The organism is Mesorhizobium sp. M0870 (assembly GCF_040319775.1).
In the GTDB taxonomy this organism is placed as follows: Bacteria; Pseudomonadota; Alphaproteobacteria; order Rhizobiales; family Rhizobiaceae; genus Mesorhizobium.
On sequence record NZ_JAMYOI010000046.1, the window covers coordinates 1 to 17942 of the forward strand.

14 protein-coding genes are annotated in these 17942 nt (G+C 63.5%); 12 read left to right on the forward strand and 2 right to left on the reverse strand.

The window, feature by feature from the left end; all coding sequences use genetic code 11:
* Positions 1–389 precede the first annotated feature (389 nt).
* Entirely contained in the window at positions 390–1649 is a 1260-nt protein-coding gene (locus NKH97_RS31415) for a glycoside hydrolase family 5 protein (RefSeq protein WP_352799669.1), read from the reverse strand.
* On the reverse strand, positions 1646–2815 hold the full coding sequence (locus tag NKH97_RS31420) for a DUF1972 domain-containing protein (protein ID WP_352776247.1): 1170 nt from the start codon (positions 2813–2815) through the stop codon (positions 1646–1648). Before NKH97_RS31420 ends, NKH97_RS31415 begins: the two co-directional genes overlap by 4 nt.
* A gap of 355 nt (positions 2816–3170) precedes the next feature.
* Between NKH97_RS31420 and NKH97_RS31425 the strand changes: the two genes are divergently transcribed.
* The 12 genes from NKH97_RS31425 to NKH97_RS31480 all read left to right on the forward strand — a co-directional run bounded on the left by NKH97_RS31425 (position 3171) and on the right by NKH97_RS31480 (position 17635).
* The gene (locus tag NKH97_RS31425) at positions 3171–4340 is read left to right on the forward strand and encodes a glycosyltransferase (protein ID WP_128305555.1); all 1170 of its coding nucleotides are present in this window, start codon (positions 3171–3173) and stop codon (positions 4338–4340) included.
* Positions 4337–5644: an MATE family efflux transporter gene (locus NKH97_RS31430; protein ID WP_128305556.1), complete on the forward strand. Its 1308-nt coding sequence runs from the start codon at positions 4337–4339 to the stop codon at positions 5642–5644. The genes NKH97_RS31425 and NKH97_RS31430 overlap by 4 nt, the downstream gene beginning before the upstream one ends.
* Positions 5645–5652: 8 nt before the next feature.
* The gene (locus NKH97_RS31435) at positions 5653–6882 is read left to right on the forward strand and encodes a GNAT family N-acetyltransferase (RefSeq protein ID WP_128305557.1); all 1230 of its coding nucleotides are present in this window, start codon (positions 5653–5655) and stop codon (positions 6880–6882) included.
* A 12-nt stretch (positions 6883–6894) separates the two neighbouring features.
* A complete protein-coding gene (locus tag NKH97_RS31440) occupies positions 6895–8118 on the forward strand; it encodes a GNAT family N-acetyltransferase (RefSeq protein ID WP_352799672.1) in 1224 nt (407 codons plus the stop codon).
* 157 nt (positions 8119–8275) lie between these two features.
* Positions 8276–9391, forward strand: a complete 1116-nt coding sequence (locus NKH97_RS31445) for a glycosyltransferase family 9 protein (protein WP_352799674.1) — start codon at positions 8276–8278, stop codon at positions 9389–9391.
* 216 nt (positions 9392–9607) lie between these two features.
* The gene (locus tag NKH97_RS31450; protein WP_023813316.1) at positions 9608–9832 is read left to right on the forward strand and encodes a hypothetical protein; all 225 of its coding nucleotides are present in this window, start codon (positions 9608–9610) and stop codon (positions 9830–9832) included.
* A 45-nt stretch (positions 9833–9877) separates the two neighbouring features.
* Positions 9878–12361, forward strand: a complete 2484-nt coding sequence (gene ligD, locus NKH97_RS31455) for a DNA ligase D (RefSeq protein WP_352799677.1) — start codon at positions 9878–9880, stop codon at positions 12359–12361.
* Between the two features lie 237 nt (positions 12362–12598).
* Entirely contained in the window at positions 12599–13504 is a 906-nt protein-coding gene (ku, locus tag NKH97_RS31460) for a non-homologous end joining protein Ku (protein ID WP_024501732.1), read from the forward strand.
* Entirely contained in the window at positions 13501–14616 is a 1116-nt protein-coding gene (locus NKH97_RS31465) for a tetratricopeptide repeat protein (protein ID WP_023813320.1), read from the forward strand. The genes ku and NKH97_RS31465 overlap by 4 nt, the downstream gene beginning before the upstream one ends.
* A gap of 209 nt (positions 14617–14825) precedes the next feature.
* Positions 14826–15470, forward strand: a complete 645-nt coding sequence (locus NKH97_RS31470; RefSeq protein WP_352799680.1) for an alpha/beta hydrolase family protein — start codon at positions 14826–14828, stop codon at positions 15468–15470.
* Between the two features lie 4 nt (positions 15471–15474).
* On the forward strand, positions 15475–16245 hold the full coding sequence (locus NKH97_RS31475) for an exodeoxyribonuclease III (RefSeq protein WP_352677619.1): 771 nt from the start codon (positions 15475–15477) through the stop codon (positions 16243–16245).
* A gap of 193 nt (positions 16246–16438) precedes the next feature.
* Positions 16439–17635, forward strand: coding sequence for a hypothetical protein (locus NKH97_RS31480; protein ID WP_352799682.1), 1197 nt, complete (start codon positions 16439–16441; stop codon positions 17633–17635).
* The last annotated feature ends 307 nt before the right edge of the window (positions 17636–17942 follow it).

Below are 17942 nucleotides of genomic sequence, written 5' to 3' on the forward strand. Positions count from 1 at the left end.
CTCGTCGAAACCATCGAGGCAGCCGAATGCAAGAACTACTTCGAAAACGCAGGCTACGCTTCCGTCAAAATATGAAACGCTCTAGGGCGAAGCAGGAGCGAAGCTCCGTCGCGGAGACCCTAGGATCCATGCCGCGACGGAGATCGAAGGACGCGGCGGTGCAGACCCAGCGTCTCGCGCTTCCCGTCTTGGCCGAGATTGGTCATCGGTAGAAGCGCTCCGGCCGGTCGAGCTATTCACCGCTGCGACGCTTCAATGTCCCGGCATGGATCCTAGGGTCTGCGCCGCGTCGCTTCGCTCCTTGCTCCGCCCTAGGATGACGAAGAGAGGGTGGCTTTCGGCTAATCCCTGAGGTCAGTGATTGCCACTGGTGGTAGCCTTCAACCGACCTACTCCGGTATAACCAAGCCAAGCGCCTCGATCACCGCCGGGTCCACCGCCCGGGTGGTATCGTCCATCATGCCCATGCCGTCGAAGAGATCCCACAGTGCCCAGGCGAAGCCGAGTTCCTCGGCGCTCCGCCTGACATCGGCGATGTAGCGCCCGCGATCCGGGTTGGGCGCGGCGACATAGCGGGCGTCGGTGCGCAGCGCGCCGAACTCGCCCATGATGATGCGTTCCGGCGCAAGGCCGTGGCCGTCGGCCCAGTCGCGAACCTGGCGAAGATATTTGTCGACAAACCAGCGGTCGGGCCGGGCGTCGAAATAGACTTTCAGCACACGCTCGGTCTCGGCATAGGCTGCCTGCTTGGCGTCTTCAGGGGTTTCGGTGTCCTGCGCCATGCGCGCCCTGACCGATGCCAGCGTCTGTTGCAGCGAGCCGGCGGATGCCGGCCACGGCACATTGTTGAGCGACCGGTAGACGGGCTCGCGCATCCAAGGTGCCCCCTGATGGCTGAACAGATAGGGCTCATAGAAGTGGAAGGTGAACAGGATCGGTTCGAACGGGGACAGCGGTGCCGGATCGAGCGCGTTCAGTCCGCTCACCATCGAGCCGCAGCCGCCGGTGACGACCAGCGGCAGGGTCGCGGCCGAGGCTCTTGCCGCCGTCAGAAGTGAAAGCTGGATCTGCGACCAGACGTTCGACGCGCAGGCCTGCGCCGGCTCGTTGACCGGCTCGAGCGCCACCCTGCCGGGCTGGAACCGCGCCAGCCTGCCGGCAAGCTCGCCGACCAGCCCGCGGTAGAGATCGAAGGCGGGCGCCGCGGTGCTGGAGACCATGCGGTCGGGGTTCCAATAATGGGTGGCGGCATTGGCCTGGATGTTGACGATGATGCCGAGACCGGCGTGGAGGGTGGCCGTGACAGCCGCGTCCAGCATGTCCAGCAACCGGCCGCGCGTGGTGGCGTCGGCGGCCAGGAAAGGGCCGGGATCAACAGGCAGACGGATGAAATCGAGCCCGGTCCTGCGCAGCCGACGCAGGTCGTCCGGGGTCGGCACCGGCCGTTGCGACTGGAAGGGCGGCCAGTCATAGTCGGTGCGCGGAGCGGGAAATTCGCGCGTCAGCGAGAACCAGGGCCAGGCGTTGACGCCGCGCCGAAATCGCGGCCCGGCGGCTGCGCGAGCGATTGGTGCGATCGGGAGCGAGCCGAGAGCCGCCGCGGTGGACAGCGCCGTCCGCAGCACCCGCCGGCGCGACCAGCCTGTCATACGGTTCCTGGCGATGCGTGATCCATCGCGGTGGTCTTGGCGGCGGTCATGCCGAGCAAATGATAGGCCTCATTTTCATAGGCAAGCAGGACATCGTCCCAGCGAAAGGCTTCGCGGGCGCGCGCCCTGGCGGCAACGCTGCAGGCCTTGACCAGGGCATCATCGTCCAGCGCCTGCTGCATCCGCTTGGCGCAACTGTCCTTGTCGGTGAAGTAGATCGCGGCAGCCCCGGCGGTCCATCTGTTGTAGGGATTGTCGTGGGCGATCACCATGTTGCCGGCCGCCAGCGCCTCGACCAGCGAGGGGTTGGTGCCGCCGACCGTGTGGCCATGCAGATAGGCGCGGGCGTGGTATCTGAGCGCCTTGACCGTCGCATGGTCGTAGATGGCGCCCGGCAGGACCACCGAGCCATTCGCCGCCTTGCGGATGGCGGCATGATAGGGGATGTCGTCGGACAGCGTTCCCAGCACCACCAGCTTCATGTCGCGCTTGGCGGAGCAAAAAGCTTCGACGATCGGCAGGATGTTGTTGTCGGGTTCGATGCGCGCGATCGAGATGAGATAGCGCCCGGGCTCGAGGCCGAGCGCCCGCACCGGCGCCTCGGGCGCCGATGCCACTGGATCGGCGCCATAGGCGATGGTGGCGATGGCGCTGCGCGGCCGGCGTGTCGCCAGGTGATCTGCGATGGCGGGATGATCGGCGACCAGCCGATGCGAGGCCCATGCGCCGATCCATTCGTTGACCCAGAACCAGGTTCGCGCCGCCATTCCCCATTTTGGGCGGCGCCACTCGATGCCGTCCATGTTGGTGAAGATCTTGCGTCGCTTCAGCCTGAGCCAGGTCAGGAAGACCGCGCCATTGTAGCCGAGCACCAGGCAAACACCCGGTCGCCGGGCGGCGTCGCGGGCGCATTGCCAGTCGAATTCCAGCGTCGCGCGCGGTCCCTTGGAGGCGACCTGGATGTGAATGAGCTCGATGCCGCGCCAGGTTTCGCTGCGCACCCTCTGGTCGATCCGCTCGACCTCATCTTGGCAATAGACGCCAACTTTCCAACCTCGCCCGACAAGAAACAGCGCCAGTTTTTCGGCAAAGGTTTCAAAGCCGCCATGGGCCGCGGGTATGCCGCGGGTCCCCAGGATCAGAATGGCGGGCGTTTCTGGTTTCATGGCCGGCGGCACTTTCACATGTCTCATATATTAGATATTGCTTAATTTATAATGAGCAGGTGGCAACTTCCGTGCCACCTCCCGATTTCGGTACCCTGCGAGGGATCATCGCGCGGGGTTGTAAAAAAACGGTGTTGAAGCCGATGGTTGTTTCATTCTCGGTCAACCCTTCTGTGCGTAGCTGTATCGAAACGAAGCAATGCCTGGGGCGTACGGCCGGCAGTCGGGCGTATCGAACCGATAGTCGGATATATCAACCGATAGTCGGACGTTTCGAACCAGGCATGATTCTTGCGGACGGGCTTCTGCCACAATCGCCCAGCGCGATGGTTGTAGCACCCGGCGGGATATAAAGATGCGGATTGCCTGCGTTCATCAGGGTTATGAACTCTATGGTTCTGACCGCAGCTTCGCGGAGAGCGTTGCCGCGTTGCGCGCCGCGTTTCCGTCGGCCGACATCGAAGTGGTTTTGCCGCGTAGCGGGCCGATCGTGCGGATTCTGGAAGCGCATGCCAGCCGGATCGTCTTCGAACCGCTCTGGGTGCTGAGGCGCCAGGCCATTGCGCGCCTTGCGACCGTCGAGATGGCGCGATTGCCGGTTGCCGTGTTCAGGGCGTGGCGGCGCCTCAAGCATTGCGACCTCGTCTATGTCAACACCTCGATCGTGGCCGACTACGCGCTGGCCGCACGCCTTCTTCCCCATAAGGCCGTCCTGCACATCCACGAAATCCCCGAAGGCGCCATGCGCAGGGTACTTGTCGGCCTGATGCGCTGGAGCCACGCGGATCTGATCTTCAATTCACACGCGACACGCGCCGCGTTTGGTGATCCCAAGGCGGCGCGTGCGTATGTCGTCTACAACGGTGTTGCCGGGCCGGCGGCGGTCGAACCGATGACATATGACGGCAAGCGTCCATTGCGGGTGCTGCTGCTTGGCCGTATCAACCGGATCAAGGGGCAGGAAATCCTGCTGGAGGCGATCGCCTCGATGCCGGCGGAACTCCAGGCGAGGATCGAGGTGCGGCTGGTCGGCGGCGCCTTCGAAAGCACTGAGCGCGAGCATGCGCTTGCCGAACTGGTCGAAACCATGGGGCTTACTGGGCGCGTCAGAGTCCTGCCTTTCATTCCCGACCCCTCTGAGCATTATCGATGGGCCGATATCGTCACCGTGCCGTCGCGGCGTCCGGAATCGCTGGGCCGCGTCGCCATAGAGGCGATGGCTTACGGCCGGCCGCCACTTGTGTCGGCGATCGGCGGGCTGGTGGAAGTGGTCAGCGACGGGGAGACCGGCTGGCATGTTCCGCCCGGCGACGCAGCAGCTCTTGGCGCGAAATTGCAGGAGATCATCCTCGCCCCTGAGGCCTGGCGCGGGTTTGTCGCTGCCGGGCGCGCGCGCTACGAGGCAATCTTCAGCGAGCCGGTCGCGGCTGCGGCGATCACCGCGATCGCCGCCGACAAGCTGAAGACGACCATCGCGCGGCCGGGCAGGGTGCCTGCTGCCCGCGAAGCGGAGACGCGGCCGTGAAGTTAGCGTTTCCGAGCCATCTGGTTCGACGCCTCGTGCTGATGATCGGCGGTGAGGCGATGCAGAGCGGCTTTCATTTTGCCCTCAACATCATGCTGTTGCACATGCTGTCGGCGCAGGGCTACGGCCTCTTCGCCATCGGCATGGTGATGGGCGGTGTCGGCCTGTCCTATATCAGGTCGCTCACCGCCGTTCCCGCCAGCATCTGGATGAGCAAGAGCACCAACAGCGCCGGCGTCGACACCTATGACGTGGCGTTCGGAACGGCGGCGCTGATCGTGGCTTTGCTGATGGCCGTCGGCACGGCAGTCCTGATGCATGTTCTTGGCGATCCAAGCGGAATTGCCGCCGGCTGCTTCGTCGGTGCCTGGTCGTTGCGCAGCCATATGCGCACGGCTTTCTTCGCACGGCGCCAGCAAGTTGTCGTCTCCGTCAGCGATGGCGCTTTTACAGTCGCCGGCTGTGTCCTGACCGGGCTGTCGATATGGTTGGTCCAAGACCCGCTGCAGACCGTGTTCTATGCACTAGCCGCGGCAAATGTGTTCGGCATTTTCGTCCTGGTCCGGCTGGCTCGGCGCTCGCTTCGCATCAGCTTCCGCATGCCGACGCGGCGACGCTATGTCAGACTCTGGCCCCAGCTGCGCTGGTCGGCATTCAGCGCGACCACCACCAACATCCAGGGTCAATGTCTGGCGCTGCTGGTCGCCGGCATTGCCGGTCCTGCCGCCTACGCACCTCTGGCGGCGGTTCTGGTGCTGTTTGCTCCGCTGCGCATCATCAGCCTTGCGTTCGTCAACATGACGCAGCCGGATCTCGCCAGGCTGATACGGAACAATGAAACAGGCCGTGTCTGGACGCAGGCCAAGATCTGGGCGCTCGTCATGGGGCTCGGCGGCCTTGCTTATGGATGTGCGATCATGTTCGTCCTGCCGATGATAAAATCCCAGGCTCTCCAAGACGCTTCGACCTGGTTCATCGGGCTTTTCGTGATCGCAAATTTTGTCCCTATCATGCTCTATATCATGCCCCGCATCGTGCTTGAAATACTCGGCGATTTTCGGATCGTCGCGTTCATCACCACGGGCGGCGCGGTCGTCGGCCTGGCGCTGATCGCGGCCCTGCTGGCAATCGCGTCTCCGCCGTGGGCGTTGTTGGGTTCCGCCGTCTCGGAGATGTTCGTGCTCGTGGCATCGTGGTATTTCGCGCATCACCGCATGTGGAATATCGAGCATCCCGATGAGGCGCGCGACAGCCGGTTGGGCGCGTGGCGGCGCACGCTGCCGTTCGCTACGGCAAAGCGATAGGAAAAAACATGGCAGTCCAGGCGGTGCAAATTGCTGCGGTGGCCGGCTCGCCCGATGGCCAGTCCTCCCATCCGGCCACCGTCGTCGCCATCGATGCCTACACGGCGCGGCTCCACACCAGCCTGGAAGCGGTGAGGCCGCTCTGGCTGCGCCTCCAGACGGACGGTGTGTGCACCGCCCACCAGAATTATGCCTGGGCCGAGGGGATCGTTGCGCGGCTGATGCCGCAAGGTGCGGAACTGCTCATCGTGGAGGTAAACGATGCCGTCACGGGTGCGCCGCGAATGCTGGTGCCGCTGATACGGCGACCGGCCTTCCGCCATCGGGTGATCGAATGGCTGAGCTGTGGCGTTTGCGACTATTCGGCACCGCTGCTGGCCGATGCCAGCCCGTGGACGACGCAATCGGCGCAGGCCGCGTGGGCCGCGGTGCGTTCCGTGCTGCCGCCGGCGGACCGCATCCAGATCACGGGAATTCCGCAATCGATCAGCGGCGTCGCCAATCCGCTGGCCTTGCTCGCGGCCACGCGCGATTCCCTGCATACCAGCTTCGGTCTCGCCATCGACGGCGACCCGGAAACCGTCCTCAAGCGCCTATGCCGGCCATCCTTCGTCAAGGCCTTCAACAAGGACTGGCGCCGCCTCGAACGGCTTGGCGACGTGGAACTGGTCGAAGCCGACACACCGGCCCTGGTGGAGGTCATCTTCGGCGGCCTCGTCCGGATGCGGCTCAGCCGCTTTCGCGAACTGGGCCGCTTCGACCTGCTGACGCAGGCGACGGTTGTCGACTTCTATCGAAACGCCGCTCTCGAGGGCCTGTCTGATGGGTCGGTGCGGCTCTTCGGGTTGCGTGTTGGTGAAGCTCTGATCGCGGTCCAATACCTGCTGATCCATCAAGTCACCGTTCATGCTCTGCTGATCTCAATCGATCAGGGCGCGGTGCCCAATGTCTCGCCGGGACTTCTGATCATGGGCAAGTTGATGAGCTGGGCGCGCGGGCGCGATTTCAATTATTTCGACCTGTCGGTAGGCAACCAGAGTTATAAGGAACATATGGGTGCCTTGGGTTCGGGCCTGCGCGAGCTTTGCCACGGGATTACGGTGCGAGGCAGCGCCGTGAGCGCAGCCATCGAGATCCGCAACCGGGCCGAGGTGTTCGTGCGCTCCAAACCTCGGCTGCTGAAGAGGCTCCAGGGACTGATGCGGGGTTTGCGGCGCCTGCGTGGGGGATCAGAATGACGGGAGAAGCATGTGGCAAGCTACGCGGCGGGAACGACTCCGATAAGGGATTTGCCCGGTGGGCCATTTTCCCCGACTGTCGCCAACGTTGATGCAACCGCGCACTTCACGGCTCGGCTGCACACCAGCTTCGACACCGTAAGGCTGCTATGGCTGCTCCTTGAAGCTCACGGCGTCTGCACTGCCCACCAGCATTATGCCTGGGTCGAAGGAATCGCCGCACGGCTGATGCCCAAAGACGCGGATCTGGTCCTCGTCGAGGTGAGTGACGCCGTGACCGGCGCGCCGGCCATGCTGCTGCCGCTGATGCGGCGCCGGGCTCTCGGCCACCACGTGATCGAATGGCTGAGCTGCCGCGTGTGCGACTACGCGGTGCCGCTGCTGGCGGATGGGAGAGCGTGGACCAGGCAGAGTGCCGACGCCATGTGGGCAGCGGTCCGTGCCGTGCTGCCATCGGCGGATCGCATCCATATCGCGGGAATTCCGCAGCAGGTCCACGGCGTGGCCAATCCGCTGGCATTGCTTTCGGTGGCGCGCGACTCCATCCAGGTCACCTCCGGCCTCGTCCTGCATGGCGATCCGGAGACGCTCATCAAGCGAATCTGCAAGCCGTCCTTCGCCAAGGCCTTCCGCAAGCATTGCCGCGGCTTCGAACAGCTTGGTGGCCTCGCTTTGGTCGAGGCCGATACGCCTGACCTGACCGAGGAGCTCCTGGATGCACTGCTGGAACTGCGGCTCAAGCGTTTTCGTGAGCTCGGGCGTTTCGACCTTCTGACGCAGGCGCCGGTCGTCGATTTCTACCGCGCCGCGGCGCTGCAAGGCCTGTCCAACGGATCGGTGCGGCTCTTCGGACTACGCGTCGGTGAAGCCTGGCTTGCCTCCATCTATGTGCTGGTGAGAAAAGGCACACTTCACGCCCTCCTGCTCGGCATCGACCAGAATGCGGTCGCCAATGTCTCACCCGGCCTGACGACGATGGGCAAGCTGATGATGTGGGGATGCGAGCGGGGCTTCGACTATTTCGACCTGTCGGTCGGCGGCCAGGGCTACAAGCGACATATCGGTGCCTCGAGCTCGGTACTGGCCGAGATCTGCGAACCGGTGACGGTGCGGGGCAGAGCTGCGAACGCAGCCATTTTGCTGCGCAGCCGGGTCGAAGGCATGACGCGGTCGCGTCCCCGGCTGCTCAAGGCCGTCCAGGGCCTGACGCGCCGCTTGCGGCGATTGAAGGACTGAGTACGAGCGTTTGCCGACGACCGATGTAAAGAGGCACCAAGGCCGGCAAGCTTGTTGACTGGGTTGGTTGGCTCTATATCTGAAAGCGCCGCTTGCCGTTCAGAAATGAGTGTCCTCGGCAGATTTTTTAAGTTGGCGTTTTCGGCAGATCATATCGATGGATGCAAGTTTAGGGGATGGAATTCGTTCCATCCTCATTATTCAAACGAAGTACATTGGAGATGTCGTTCTGACATCTGCTTTGGTTCGCAATCTGCGTCTTGCTTGTCCGCAAGCATCGGTAACCATGCTTTGTGCGCCGGGTCTCAAGCAGTTCATTGTCGCGCAAGGGATCGCCGATGTTGCCGTTGGCTTTGAATCCCGTGGCAGAGGAAGGACTCTGCTCAAGCGTTTGAGCGACTATCGTGGCGTCATCTCTGATCTGCGGCGTCGGAAATTCGATCTTAGCATCGACCTTACCGATTCAAAAACCTCGCGGATCATGCATCGCTTGATCGGGGCTCCACTTCGCGTCGGCTTCGATCCTTCCGAGCATCCGATGAAGTTCTGGGAAATCCAGCTTGCAAACGTGCTCGCCGCGACCTTCGGACATGGCGGACCGCATTATCTCTACAGGAACCTGTCTCCACTCAGCGCCCTTGGGTTGGATTATCAGGATCCAACGCCTCGGCTGCAGCCGACCAGGACTGCCCAGGAAGAGTGTGCCAGGCTTCTTGCGGAAAACGCTTTGGCGAAGAAGTCCTATGTGGCCGTGCATGCCGGCGCGAGATTTGAAGGCCGTTGCTGGCCGCCGCAACATTTTGCTGCGGTCATCGATGAGGTATACGCCAAAACCGGGCTGCGATCCCTCCTCGTTGGTGGGCCGGATGAAGGGCTTGCCGCGCAAAGCATCCTTGAAGTGGCAGCATCGCCGGTCGCAAGTGTCGTCGGAAAAGCCTCGCTTGAGGTCTTGACAGCATTGTTGGCCGAAGCGTCGATCTTTCTTGGCAATGAGAGCGGCCCGATGCACATCGCGGCCTCTGTCGGAACTCCAGCGGTGGGGCTGTACGGTCTGACGTCGCCTGAGCAATGGGGCCCATTCGGTGTCCCCAACCGGACGCTCCAGCCGCCCATGCCTTGCCCATGCATCGCTCCAGGTTTGTGTAAAGAAAACAACGCCGGTGGGGTCTATTGCGTCCAGCGGCTCCAGGTTGCCGATGTTGCGGCGGCGACACTCGATCTCATCGGCACGGAAGTTCAAAAATCTGCTCATTCGGGCATGCCGGCCGCGTAGCAGGGCGGCAGCGATGGGCGATTGTTTGGCGGCGCGCTTCACGTCTTGATTCAGGCCAAGGCCCAAGCATCTTCAAAAGATTGGTAAATTTGACCGGGCCGCATCCTGCGCTGTCCGCGAAATTGACAGGACGGCGCGTCTCCGCCATCCTTGGCCCCAGTCGTCAGGCTGCCGGCAGCGGCCGCGTTGCGTGTCAGGGCGACCGAGGGCAGTGTCATGTTCAGTCCCGTCACAGGTCAGAATTCCAAGCGCGCCGCGGTGCGCAAGGCGCTCGATCGTCACAAGGTCTACATCACCGCGCAGCGTTTTTCGGCAGGCACCTACCAGGCCCGGGTTCTGGTCGACGGCGAGGCCTATTGGGTCGACGAATTCCGGCTGAGCCAGCTGCAGCAAGGGCTGTCGCCGGCGGAGCTCGAGTTGACGCCGGCCGCTGACGATTGAGAGCGTGACTGGCTTGTTCCTGGCCGCCGTGCTTCGATCCTGGCGATGACGACTCCGCCAAAGCTCAAAGCCTATCGCGCCAAACGCGAATTCGCCAAGACGCCGGAACCGGTTGGCGGGCTCGTCAGCAGCGACGGCAACCGCTTCGTCGTCCACAAGCACCACGCCACCGCAGACCATTACGATTTGCGGCTGCAGGTCGGCGATGTCTTGAAAAGCTGGGCGGTGCCGCGCGGGCCTTCGCTCAATCCGGCCGACAAGAGGCTGGCGGTCGAGACCGAGGATCATCCGCTCGAATATATCGACTTCGAGGGTGTCATTCCCGAGGGCGAGTATGGCGGCGGGCCGATGATCGTCTGGGATACCGGCACATGGGCGCCGATGGACGACGTCGAAAAGAGCTTGCTAACCGGCGCCTTCAAGTTCCGGCTGGCCGGCGACAAGCTCAATGGCGGCTGGATGCTGACCCGGCTGAAGCCGAAACCCGGCGAAGATGAGAACAAGAAGAACTGGCTGCTCTTCAAGGAGCGCGACCTCGCCGCCGACACCGCGCTTGACATCCTCACGGCCCGGCCGGAAAGCGTCAAATCCGGATTGCGCATCGAGGAACTGGCGGCGCCGGCGAAGCCCGCTGCCAAACCTGCGCCCAGACAGGGATCGCTGAAGCCCGGCACGCTGCCGGGCGCGTTCAAGGCCCCCATGCTTGCCCGTATAGAGCCGCAGCTGGCGACGCAGGTGCCAAAACCACCCGATGGCGACGACACCCAACAAGTCTGGCTGCACGAGATCAAATTCGACGGCTACCGCACCATGGCGCATCTCACTGGCGGCGTCGTCAAGCTGATCACCCGTGGCGGCATCGACTGGACGAAGCGCTATGGCGACCTGCCGCATGCGTTCGCGAAGCTGCCCTGCCGCGATGCCATCATCGACGGCGAGATCGTGGTGCTCGACGCCCGGGGCATCAGCCGCTTCGCGCTGCTGCAGGATGCGCTGGCCGAGGGCGCCGGCAACAAGCTCCATTTCTACGCCTTCGATCTTCTCCACCTCGACGGCTGGGACCTGACCAAGGCGCCGCTGGTCCGGCGCAAGGCGCTGCTGGCGCAGATGCTGTCGGGCGTCGGCGCCAATTCCGCCATCCAGTTCTCCGACCATGTCGAAGGTTCGGGGCAGGGGCTCTACGACCAGGTGTCGGAACTCGGGCTGGAGGGTGTCGTCTCAAAGCGCGCCACGGCCATCTATCAGAGCGGCCGAAGCAAAAGCTGGACCAAGACCAAGGCACTGCTGTCGGACGACTTCGTCATCGCCGGCTTCACCATCTCCGATGCGGCCGAAGGGCTGGCGGCGCTCGGCATGGCAGAGTTCGAGGGTGGTGAATTGCATTATCGCGGCAAGGTCGGCACCGGTTTCGATGCCGCCACCGCCGGTGAGTTGCTCGCCAGGCTGGAGCCGCTGCGGGAAGGCGCCACCCCGCCCGAGGGTGTCCCGCGCGAAATCATGCGCGAGATGAACTGGGTGCGGCCGCTGCTGTCGGCGCGCATCCATTACGCCAACCGCACATCGGACAACGCACTGCGCCACGGCGTCTTCCGCGGTTTGAGGGATGTCGGCCTGTCGACGCCGGTCTCGTCCAAACGCAAGCGGCTGATCGCCGAGGCCGACCTTGCCACCATCTGGGTGACCAACCCGACGCGCCGGCTGTTCGGCAAGACCGGCCCGACCAAGCTCGACATCGCGGTCTATTACGCGCTGGTCGGCGACTTCATGCTGCCGCACATCCTCGGCCGGCCGGTGTCGCTGGTGCGCTGCCCGACCGGCCTGCCGAAGGATTGCTTCTTCCAGCGCCACGCCTTCACCGGCATGCCGCCCTCAGTGGTGACATTCGAGGCGACGAATTCCGAGGGCGAGACCAAATCCTATCTCTCGGTCGAAGGCGCGAAAGGGTATCTGGCGCTGGCGCAGTTCGGCGTCGTCGAGTTCCACACCTGGGGCACCCACCGCACCAGCCTCGACAGGCCCGACCAGATCGTCCTCGACCTCGATCCGGGAGAAGGGATTTCATGGCGCGAGGTGGTCGAGGCCGCCGTGCACATCAAGGGCGAATTGGAGCGCCTGGGGCTGGTACCGTTCGCCAAGACCTCCGGCGGCAGCGGCATCCACATCACCGTGCCGGTGACGGGCGCGCAGAACTGGAAGAAGCTGCACCAGGCGACCAGCGCGATCGCCACGCATCTGGCGGCAACGGCGCCTGACACCTTCACCACCACCATGGGCAAGGACAACCGCAAGAAGCGCATCTTCATCGATTATCACCGCAATGCGCGCGGCCACACCTCGGCAGCACCTTACTCGCTGCGCGCCCGCACCAATCTGCCGGCCTCGACGCCGGTCAGTTGGAGCGACCTCGAATCCATCGATGCGCCGCAGGATCTGAACTATTCCTCCCTGCCGGGGCTGCTGGCGACGTCGGGCGATCCGTGGGCCGAGATCGACGAGTTCGCGCGGGATTTGCCGACCTTGAAGAACTAGGTTCCTCGGCCCCCATGAAATGGAGGAGAGCGTTGCGGGGCGAGGAACCCAACGCCATCGACGCTTCCGACAATTTGAATTATTCTCTCCGCCACGACCTCAAAGACGTGGCGGAAGATTTCGTCAGGGATTTGCCTGTATTGTGCGGGGTCGGTGTAGGATTTGCGCAGCCTCGTTCGTCCTTCGGACGAAAAGCGCTGCAGTGAATGTCAGTGCATGGCCGCGTAGGAGTGTTTCATGGCGCCCAGGGCAAGTTGGAAAGGTTACCTCAAACTCAGCCTCGTCAGCTGTCCGGTGCGGTTATATCCCGCCACCAGCGCCAGCGAGCGCATCTCGTTCAACCAACTGCATAAGAAGACCCACAACCGCATCAACATGAAACCGGTCGACCCCGAATTGGGGCTCGTCGAGCGTGCTGATCTGGTCAAGGGCTACGAATACGAGGACAAGCAGTACATCATCATAGATGATGCCGACCTCGATGCGGTGCGCATCGAATCCAATCACACGATGAACATCGAGGCCTTCGTGGACGAGGACGAGGTCGACGTCATCTATCAGGACGCGCCCTACTACATGGCGCCTGACGGCGCGATGGCGGAGGAGACCTTCGCCGTGCTGCGCGAAGCCATGCGCAAATCCGGCAAGCTGGCGATCGCACGCCTGGTGCTGTCGAGCCGCGAGCGGGTGGTGACGATCGGCGCGCGCGAGAACGGCATGTTCGTGTGCACCTTGAGGAATCCGAACGAAGTGCGTGGCACGGCTGAATATTTCGGCAACATCCCAGCCGGCAAGCCCGATCCCGAAATGCTGCAGCTCGCCGAAGCACTGATCAAGCAGAAGGAAACCACCTTCGATCCGAAGAACTATGAGGACCGCTACGAGGCGGCGCTCATGACGATGATCCGCGAGAAGCTGAAAGGCCACAAGCCGATCATCGCGGCGGCACCCGAGCGCGGTAATGTCATCAATCTGATGGATGCGCTCAAGGCGAGCCTGTCGCAATCGAAGCCGCCGGCCAAGTCGAAAAGCAAGGCCGACGAGGTTGCCAAGCCCGCCGCGAAGAAGGCGGCAGCGGGTGGTGCTGCTGAAAATCCGTTGAAGGCCAATCTGCTGAAGGCGGTCGGCAAGAGCAAGAAATGACGGCACCGACCGGCGCTGTTTTTGGCACGATAGGCGCGCTGGCGGCTTTTCCGCTCAGGCTGGCTGCGCGGGAAGTGGAACGCCGACACGGCCAGCTGCGGCGCGGTATCACCAGGCGCACCACGCATGTCGTCTTCGGCCGGACACTGTTGGCCAAAGCCGGGCTCTCCAGGAACGGCGATGCCGAGATCGAGCGCCGTGTCGCCGCCGAGCGCGCGGCCGGGCGAACGCTGATCAGCGAGAACGGATTCCTGCGCCTTCTCGGACTGATGAAGACACCGGAAGCGTCTTCGCTGTCGCGGCAATCGCTGATCGATCAGTCGCGGCTATCAGGCTCCGACCTCGACCTGCTCGGCCTGTTCGATGCGTTCGAGCATGACGTTGAACCCTATTCCTTCCGCGACCTGATCCTGGCGCGCAAATATGCCGGGCTCATCGCCGGCGGCGCGACATGGGGGGCGATCGCGCGCTCCGTCCACCGCTCCGGCCCGGTGGCGTCGCTGACCGCCAAGTCGCTCAATGTCGGCTCGCAGCATGGGCGCGCCGATGCCATCTATCTCGAAGGCGGCCAGAGCGAACTCGATGGGCAGTTGCTGTTCGATCTCGGAACAGCCGGGGCAGAGGGTGACGACACGCTAGAGGAGTTGTTCGCCGAGGCGGAAGCGGCGGAGGAGCAGGGCGACAATGATGGGGCCGCCGCGCTCTACCAGCGCTGCCTGGCCATCGATCCGAGCGATGCGATTGCCGCCTTCAACCGCGCCAACTGCCTGCGCGCCGGCGGCCACGCGGCGGACGCCGCGCACGACTATATCAATGCGATAAAACTCGACCCGGCCTTCGTCGAGGCGTGGTTCAACCTGGCCGGACTGATGAGCGAGCAAGGTCGCGAAGCCTCGGCGCGAAGGCACCTGCAGAAAGCGATCGCGCTCGACAAGACCTATGCCGATCCGGTGTTCAATCTGGCCCGGCTGGAATTCGACGCCGGCAATCTGCTGGAGGCGCGCCGGCTATGGGCGCGGTATCTCGAACTCGACGCGGAGTCCGAATGGGCACGGGTTGCAGCCAAGGGCGTGCAGTTCGTGGATCTGCAGCTGGCGCGGGCGGCGGGGTGAGTGATGCTGGCGCTTGAACACCCCCCTCTGGCCTACCGGCCATCTCCCCCGCAAGGGGGGAGATCGGAAGCTTGGGCGTCCCGCTCCTTCTTGCAAAGTGGGAGATTGGCGAAAGCGGTTGAGCGCGCAATCTCCCCCCTTGCGGGGGAGATGTCCGGCAGGACAGAGGGGGGTGTGACGGAACTCGACCTCTCCAGCGAGACCGCCCCATGACCGCCTTCCTCTTCGACGGTCCCGACACCGCGCCCACCACCATTCTGCTCGCCCACGGCGCCGGTGCATCGATGGATTCGCCCTCGATTACCGCCACCGCCAAGGCGCTGGCCGCGGCCGGCTTTCGGGTTGCGCGCTTTGAATTCCACTACATGGCCGCGCGCCGCTACGGCCACCGCAAGCCACCGCCGCGGGCCGAGACGGTCAACCCGGAATATATCAAGGCGATAGCCGACCTCAGGGCAAAGGGCGTGACGGGACCGCTGATCATCGGCGGCAAGTCGATGGGCGGGCGCGTCGCCTCCATGGTCGCCGACGAGATGTTTGCCAAGGGCGAGATTTCAGGCCTGCTGTGCCTCGGCTATCCCTTCCATCCGCCGGCCAAGCCCGAGCAATTGCGGACAAAACACCTCGCCGATCTAAAGACGCCAACGCTGATCTTCCAGGGCACCCGCGACGAGTTCGGCACCAGGGACGAAGTCGCGACTTATGGCCTTTCCGACCGCATCGAGGTGATCTGGCTGGAGGACGGCGACCACGATCTCAAGCCTCGCAAGAGTGTTTCGGGGTTTTCGACCGCCGACCATCTGAAGACGCTGGCCGAGACGGTGAAGGCGTGGTCGGGTCGGGTCGCTTCCTGAAGCGATGAAGATCGCCTCCTTCAACATCAACAACATCAACAGCCGGCTTGAAAACCTGCTGGGATGGCTGGCTGCGGCGAAACCCGATGTCGTCTGCCTGCAGGAGCTGAAGGCGCGCGACATGCAGTTTCCGCGCTCGGCATTGGCGGCGGCGGGCTATGGCGCGGTGTGGAAGGGCGAGCCGACGTGGAACGGTGTTGCCATCCTGGCGCGGGGTGCCGAGCCAGTGCTGACCCGCGATGCGTTGCCCAGCGACGATGCCGACAGGCAGAGCCGCTATATCGAGGCGGCGGTGAACGGCATCATCGTCGCTTGTCTTTATGCGCCGAACGGCAATCCTCAGCCCGGCCCGAAATTCGCCTACAAGCTCGCCTGGCACGCGCGGCTGGAGGTGCATGCCGAACAGTTGCTCGACACCGGCCTGCCGGTGGTGCTGGCCGGTGACTACAACATCGTGCCCGAGCCGCGCGATATCTACGCCACCCGCTCCTATGACGACAACGCGCTGGTGCAGCCGGAAAGCCGGGCGTCGTTCCAGCGCCTGCTCGACCAGGGTTGGCTTGATGCCCTGCGCAAGAAGCATCCGAAGGAAACGCTTTACACATTCTGGGACTATCGCCGCAACCGCTGGCCGCGCGATGCCGGCCTCCGGCTCGATCACATCCTGCTGTCGAAGAAACTGGCACGCCGCCTGACCGCTGCCGGCATCGACCGCGACGTGCGCGGCGAGGACGGCGCCAGCGACCATGCGCCGGTGTGGGTGGAATTGAAGTAAGGCGACTGCTTTCATGCGTCGCGCTTGAACGGATTCCTGCAACGCGCTTTAAGTCTTTTGTCTTGATGCATGTCGCTGTCCCAAATCCGGGTTCGCTTTTGGCCGACATGCAATAACCTGTCGGCAAAGTACTCCAACGCAGCCGGATCGCCCGTGAACGCAACCCCCCACGAGATTTATGTATCGAGGCTCCATGCCTGACTTGGGCGCTGTCCAGATACTGGCCGCCGCCATTGTGGTGCTTGCGGCTGCTGTCGCGTCCTGGCTGCTGTGGCGGAAGCGCAGCCGTCGCAAGGGACGGCGGCTAACCAATCCGGCTGCCGACTATGCCGTCCGTACCGATTGGAACGCCCGCGGGGGTATGCTCAATTACTCGTCCTTCGTCTATTTCGACGTCGATCGCGACGGCAAATACGGCGCCGGAGACCGGCCGATGGCCGGGATCATGGTGCGGCTGTATGACGAAGCCGGCAAGCTCGCCGCGTCCGCGCGCACCAACAATGCCGGCTTTGCCAACTTTCCCATGTCGGTGAAAAGCAGAAAGGCAGTGATCCGCAAGCCGGGCAACTGGCGCTTTGTGGTTTCGGTGCCGCCCGGCTGGCAGGCGAAAAGCGAAAATGACATTCAGTCCCGACACTTCCTGCCGCTGCCGGGTTCGCCGGCCGGGATGGTATCGCAGGAGATGCTGCTGCCGGTCGGTCTGGCAGCGCCGCGCCGCGTCAGCGGGCGCGTCGCCGGCGATGGACCAGCGACCCTCTCCGTGTCGGGGAATGGGTACGTCCTGGAGACGCGGGCACTGGCGCCGGGTGCCGTCTTCAGCTTCGATCTGGCTGAAGAAGCCGACACGGTCAGCGTCAGCGGCGGCGGCTTGGCGCGGCGGCTGACGCTATCGCCCTACTCGGCGGATCTCGGCCTGCTGTCGCCGCAACGCGCCGGCATCGACACTGATGCCGCCCTCGAAACGATCGATTTCGACGATGTGACGTCGCGCAGTCTCAGGAAAATTCCGGCTGGCCATGCCGGATTGGCGTGGCGCAACCTGAATGCGATGGCCCGCGACTTCACCAAGGACAGCCAGGGCTATGTCAATGGCAATGTTTCCGGCGACCATGTGCTCTACACCAGCAGCGGGCTGCCGGCCGAATTCAGCTGCGAACGGCCGTTCGGCTTTCACTCGGTCATGCTGAGCGCCGCCTGGCTGGCGTCGGAAGGGGAGGTGGCGCTGATCGAAAGCTGGCTTGGCGAGCAGCTGATTGCAAGCGACGAGGTCACGCTGTCGGCGCTAACGCCGCTGCACTACGCTCCAATGCTCAAAGCTGTAACGCGTGTTCGCCTGTCGACGAAGCACTATTGGCAAATGGTGTTGGACGACCTGATCCTGGTGCGTTGAGGTTTGGACGCGCCAGGAGCAGGTGGCGCTGAAATTATTGCGGTGTCGGCAACGAGGAGCCGTTGGCCGCAGTGACCGCCGACAACCGGCCTTTTTTCAAGAACGATGGCTTCACATAGATTTTTTTCATATCAGACTCTCCTAAAATCCCGATCCGATGATGCCAGACTGCGGCCATCTGTCAACCATGCGGGCTGAAATCGGCAAACTGCAATAAATCCAAGGAGGCGCGGCAAGGCGCCCGCCCTCCAATAGCGGCAACCGGATCGCAATGTTGGACAGCAGACCGGCCCGATTTATGCGGTGG

Coding starts and splice junctions, on each gene's coding strand:
- NKH97_RS31415 (WP_352799669.1), bottom strand. CDS start 1,649: ATGACAGGCTGGTCGCGCCGGCGGGTGCTGCGGACGGCGCTGTCCACC.
- NKH97_RS31420 (WP_352776247.1), bottom strand. CDS start 2,815: ATGAAACCAGAAACGCCCGCCATTCTGATCCTGGGGACCCGCGGCATA.
- NKH97_RS31425 (WP_128305555.1), top strand. CDS start 3,171: ATGCGGATTGCCTGCGTTCATCAGGGTTATGAACTCTATGGTTCTGAC.
- NKH97_RS31435 (WP_128305557.1), top strand. CDS start 5,653: ATGGCAGTCCAGGCGGTGCAAATTGCTGCGGTGGCCGGCTCGCCCGAT.
- NKH97_RS31445 (WP_352799674.1), top strand. CDS start 8,276: ATGGATGCAAGTTTAGGGGATGGAATTCGTTCCATCCTCATTATTCAA.
- NKH97_RS31450 (WP_023813316.1), top strand. CDS start 9,608: ATGTTCAGTCCCGTCACAGGTCAGAATTCCAAGCGCGCCGCGGTGCGC.
- ligD (WP_352799677.1), top strand. CDS start 9,878: ATGACGACTCCGCCAAAGCTCAAAGCCTATCGCGCCAAACGCGAATTC.
- ku (WP_024501732.1), top strand. CDS start 12,599: ATGGCGCCCAGGGCAAGTTGGAAAGGTTACCTCAAACTCAGCCTCGTC.
- NKH97_RS31465 (WP_023813320.1), top strand. CDS start 13,501: ATGACGGCACCGACCGGCGCTGTTTTTGGCACGATAGGCGCGCTGGCG.
- NKH97_RS31470 (WP_352799680.1), top strand. CDS start 14,826: ATGACCGCCTTCCTCTTCGACGGTCCCGACACCGCGCCCACCACCATT.
- NKH97_RS31475 (WP_352677619.1), top strand. CDS start 15,475: ATGAAGATCGCCTCCTTCAACATCAACAACATCAACAGCCGGCTTGAA.
- NKH97_RS31480 (WP_352799682.1), top strand. CDS start 16,439: ATGCCTGACTTGGGCGCTGTCCAGATACTGGCCGCCGCCATTGTGGTG.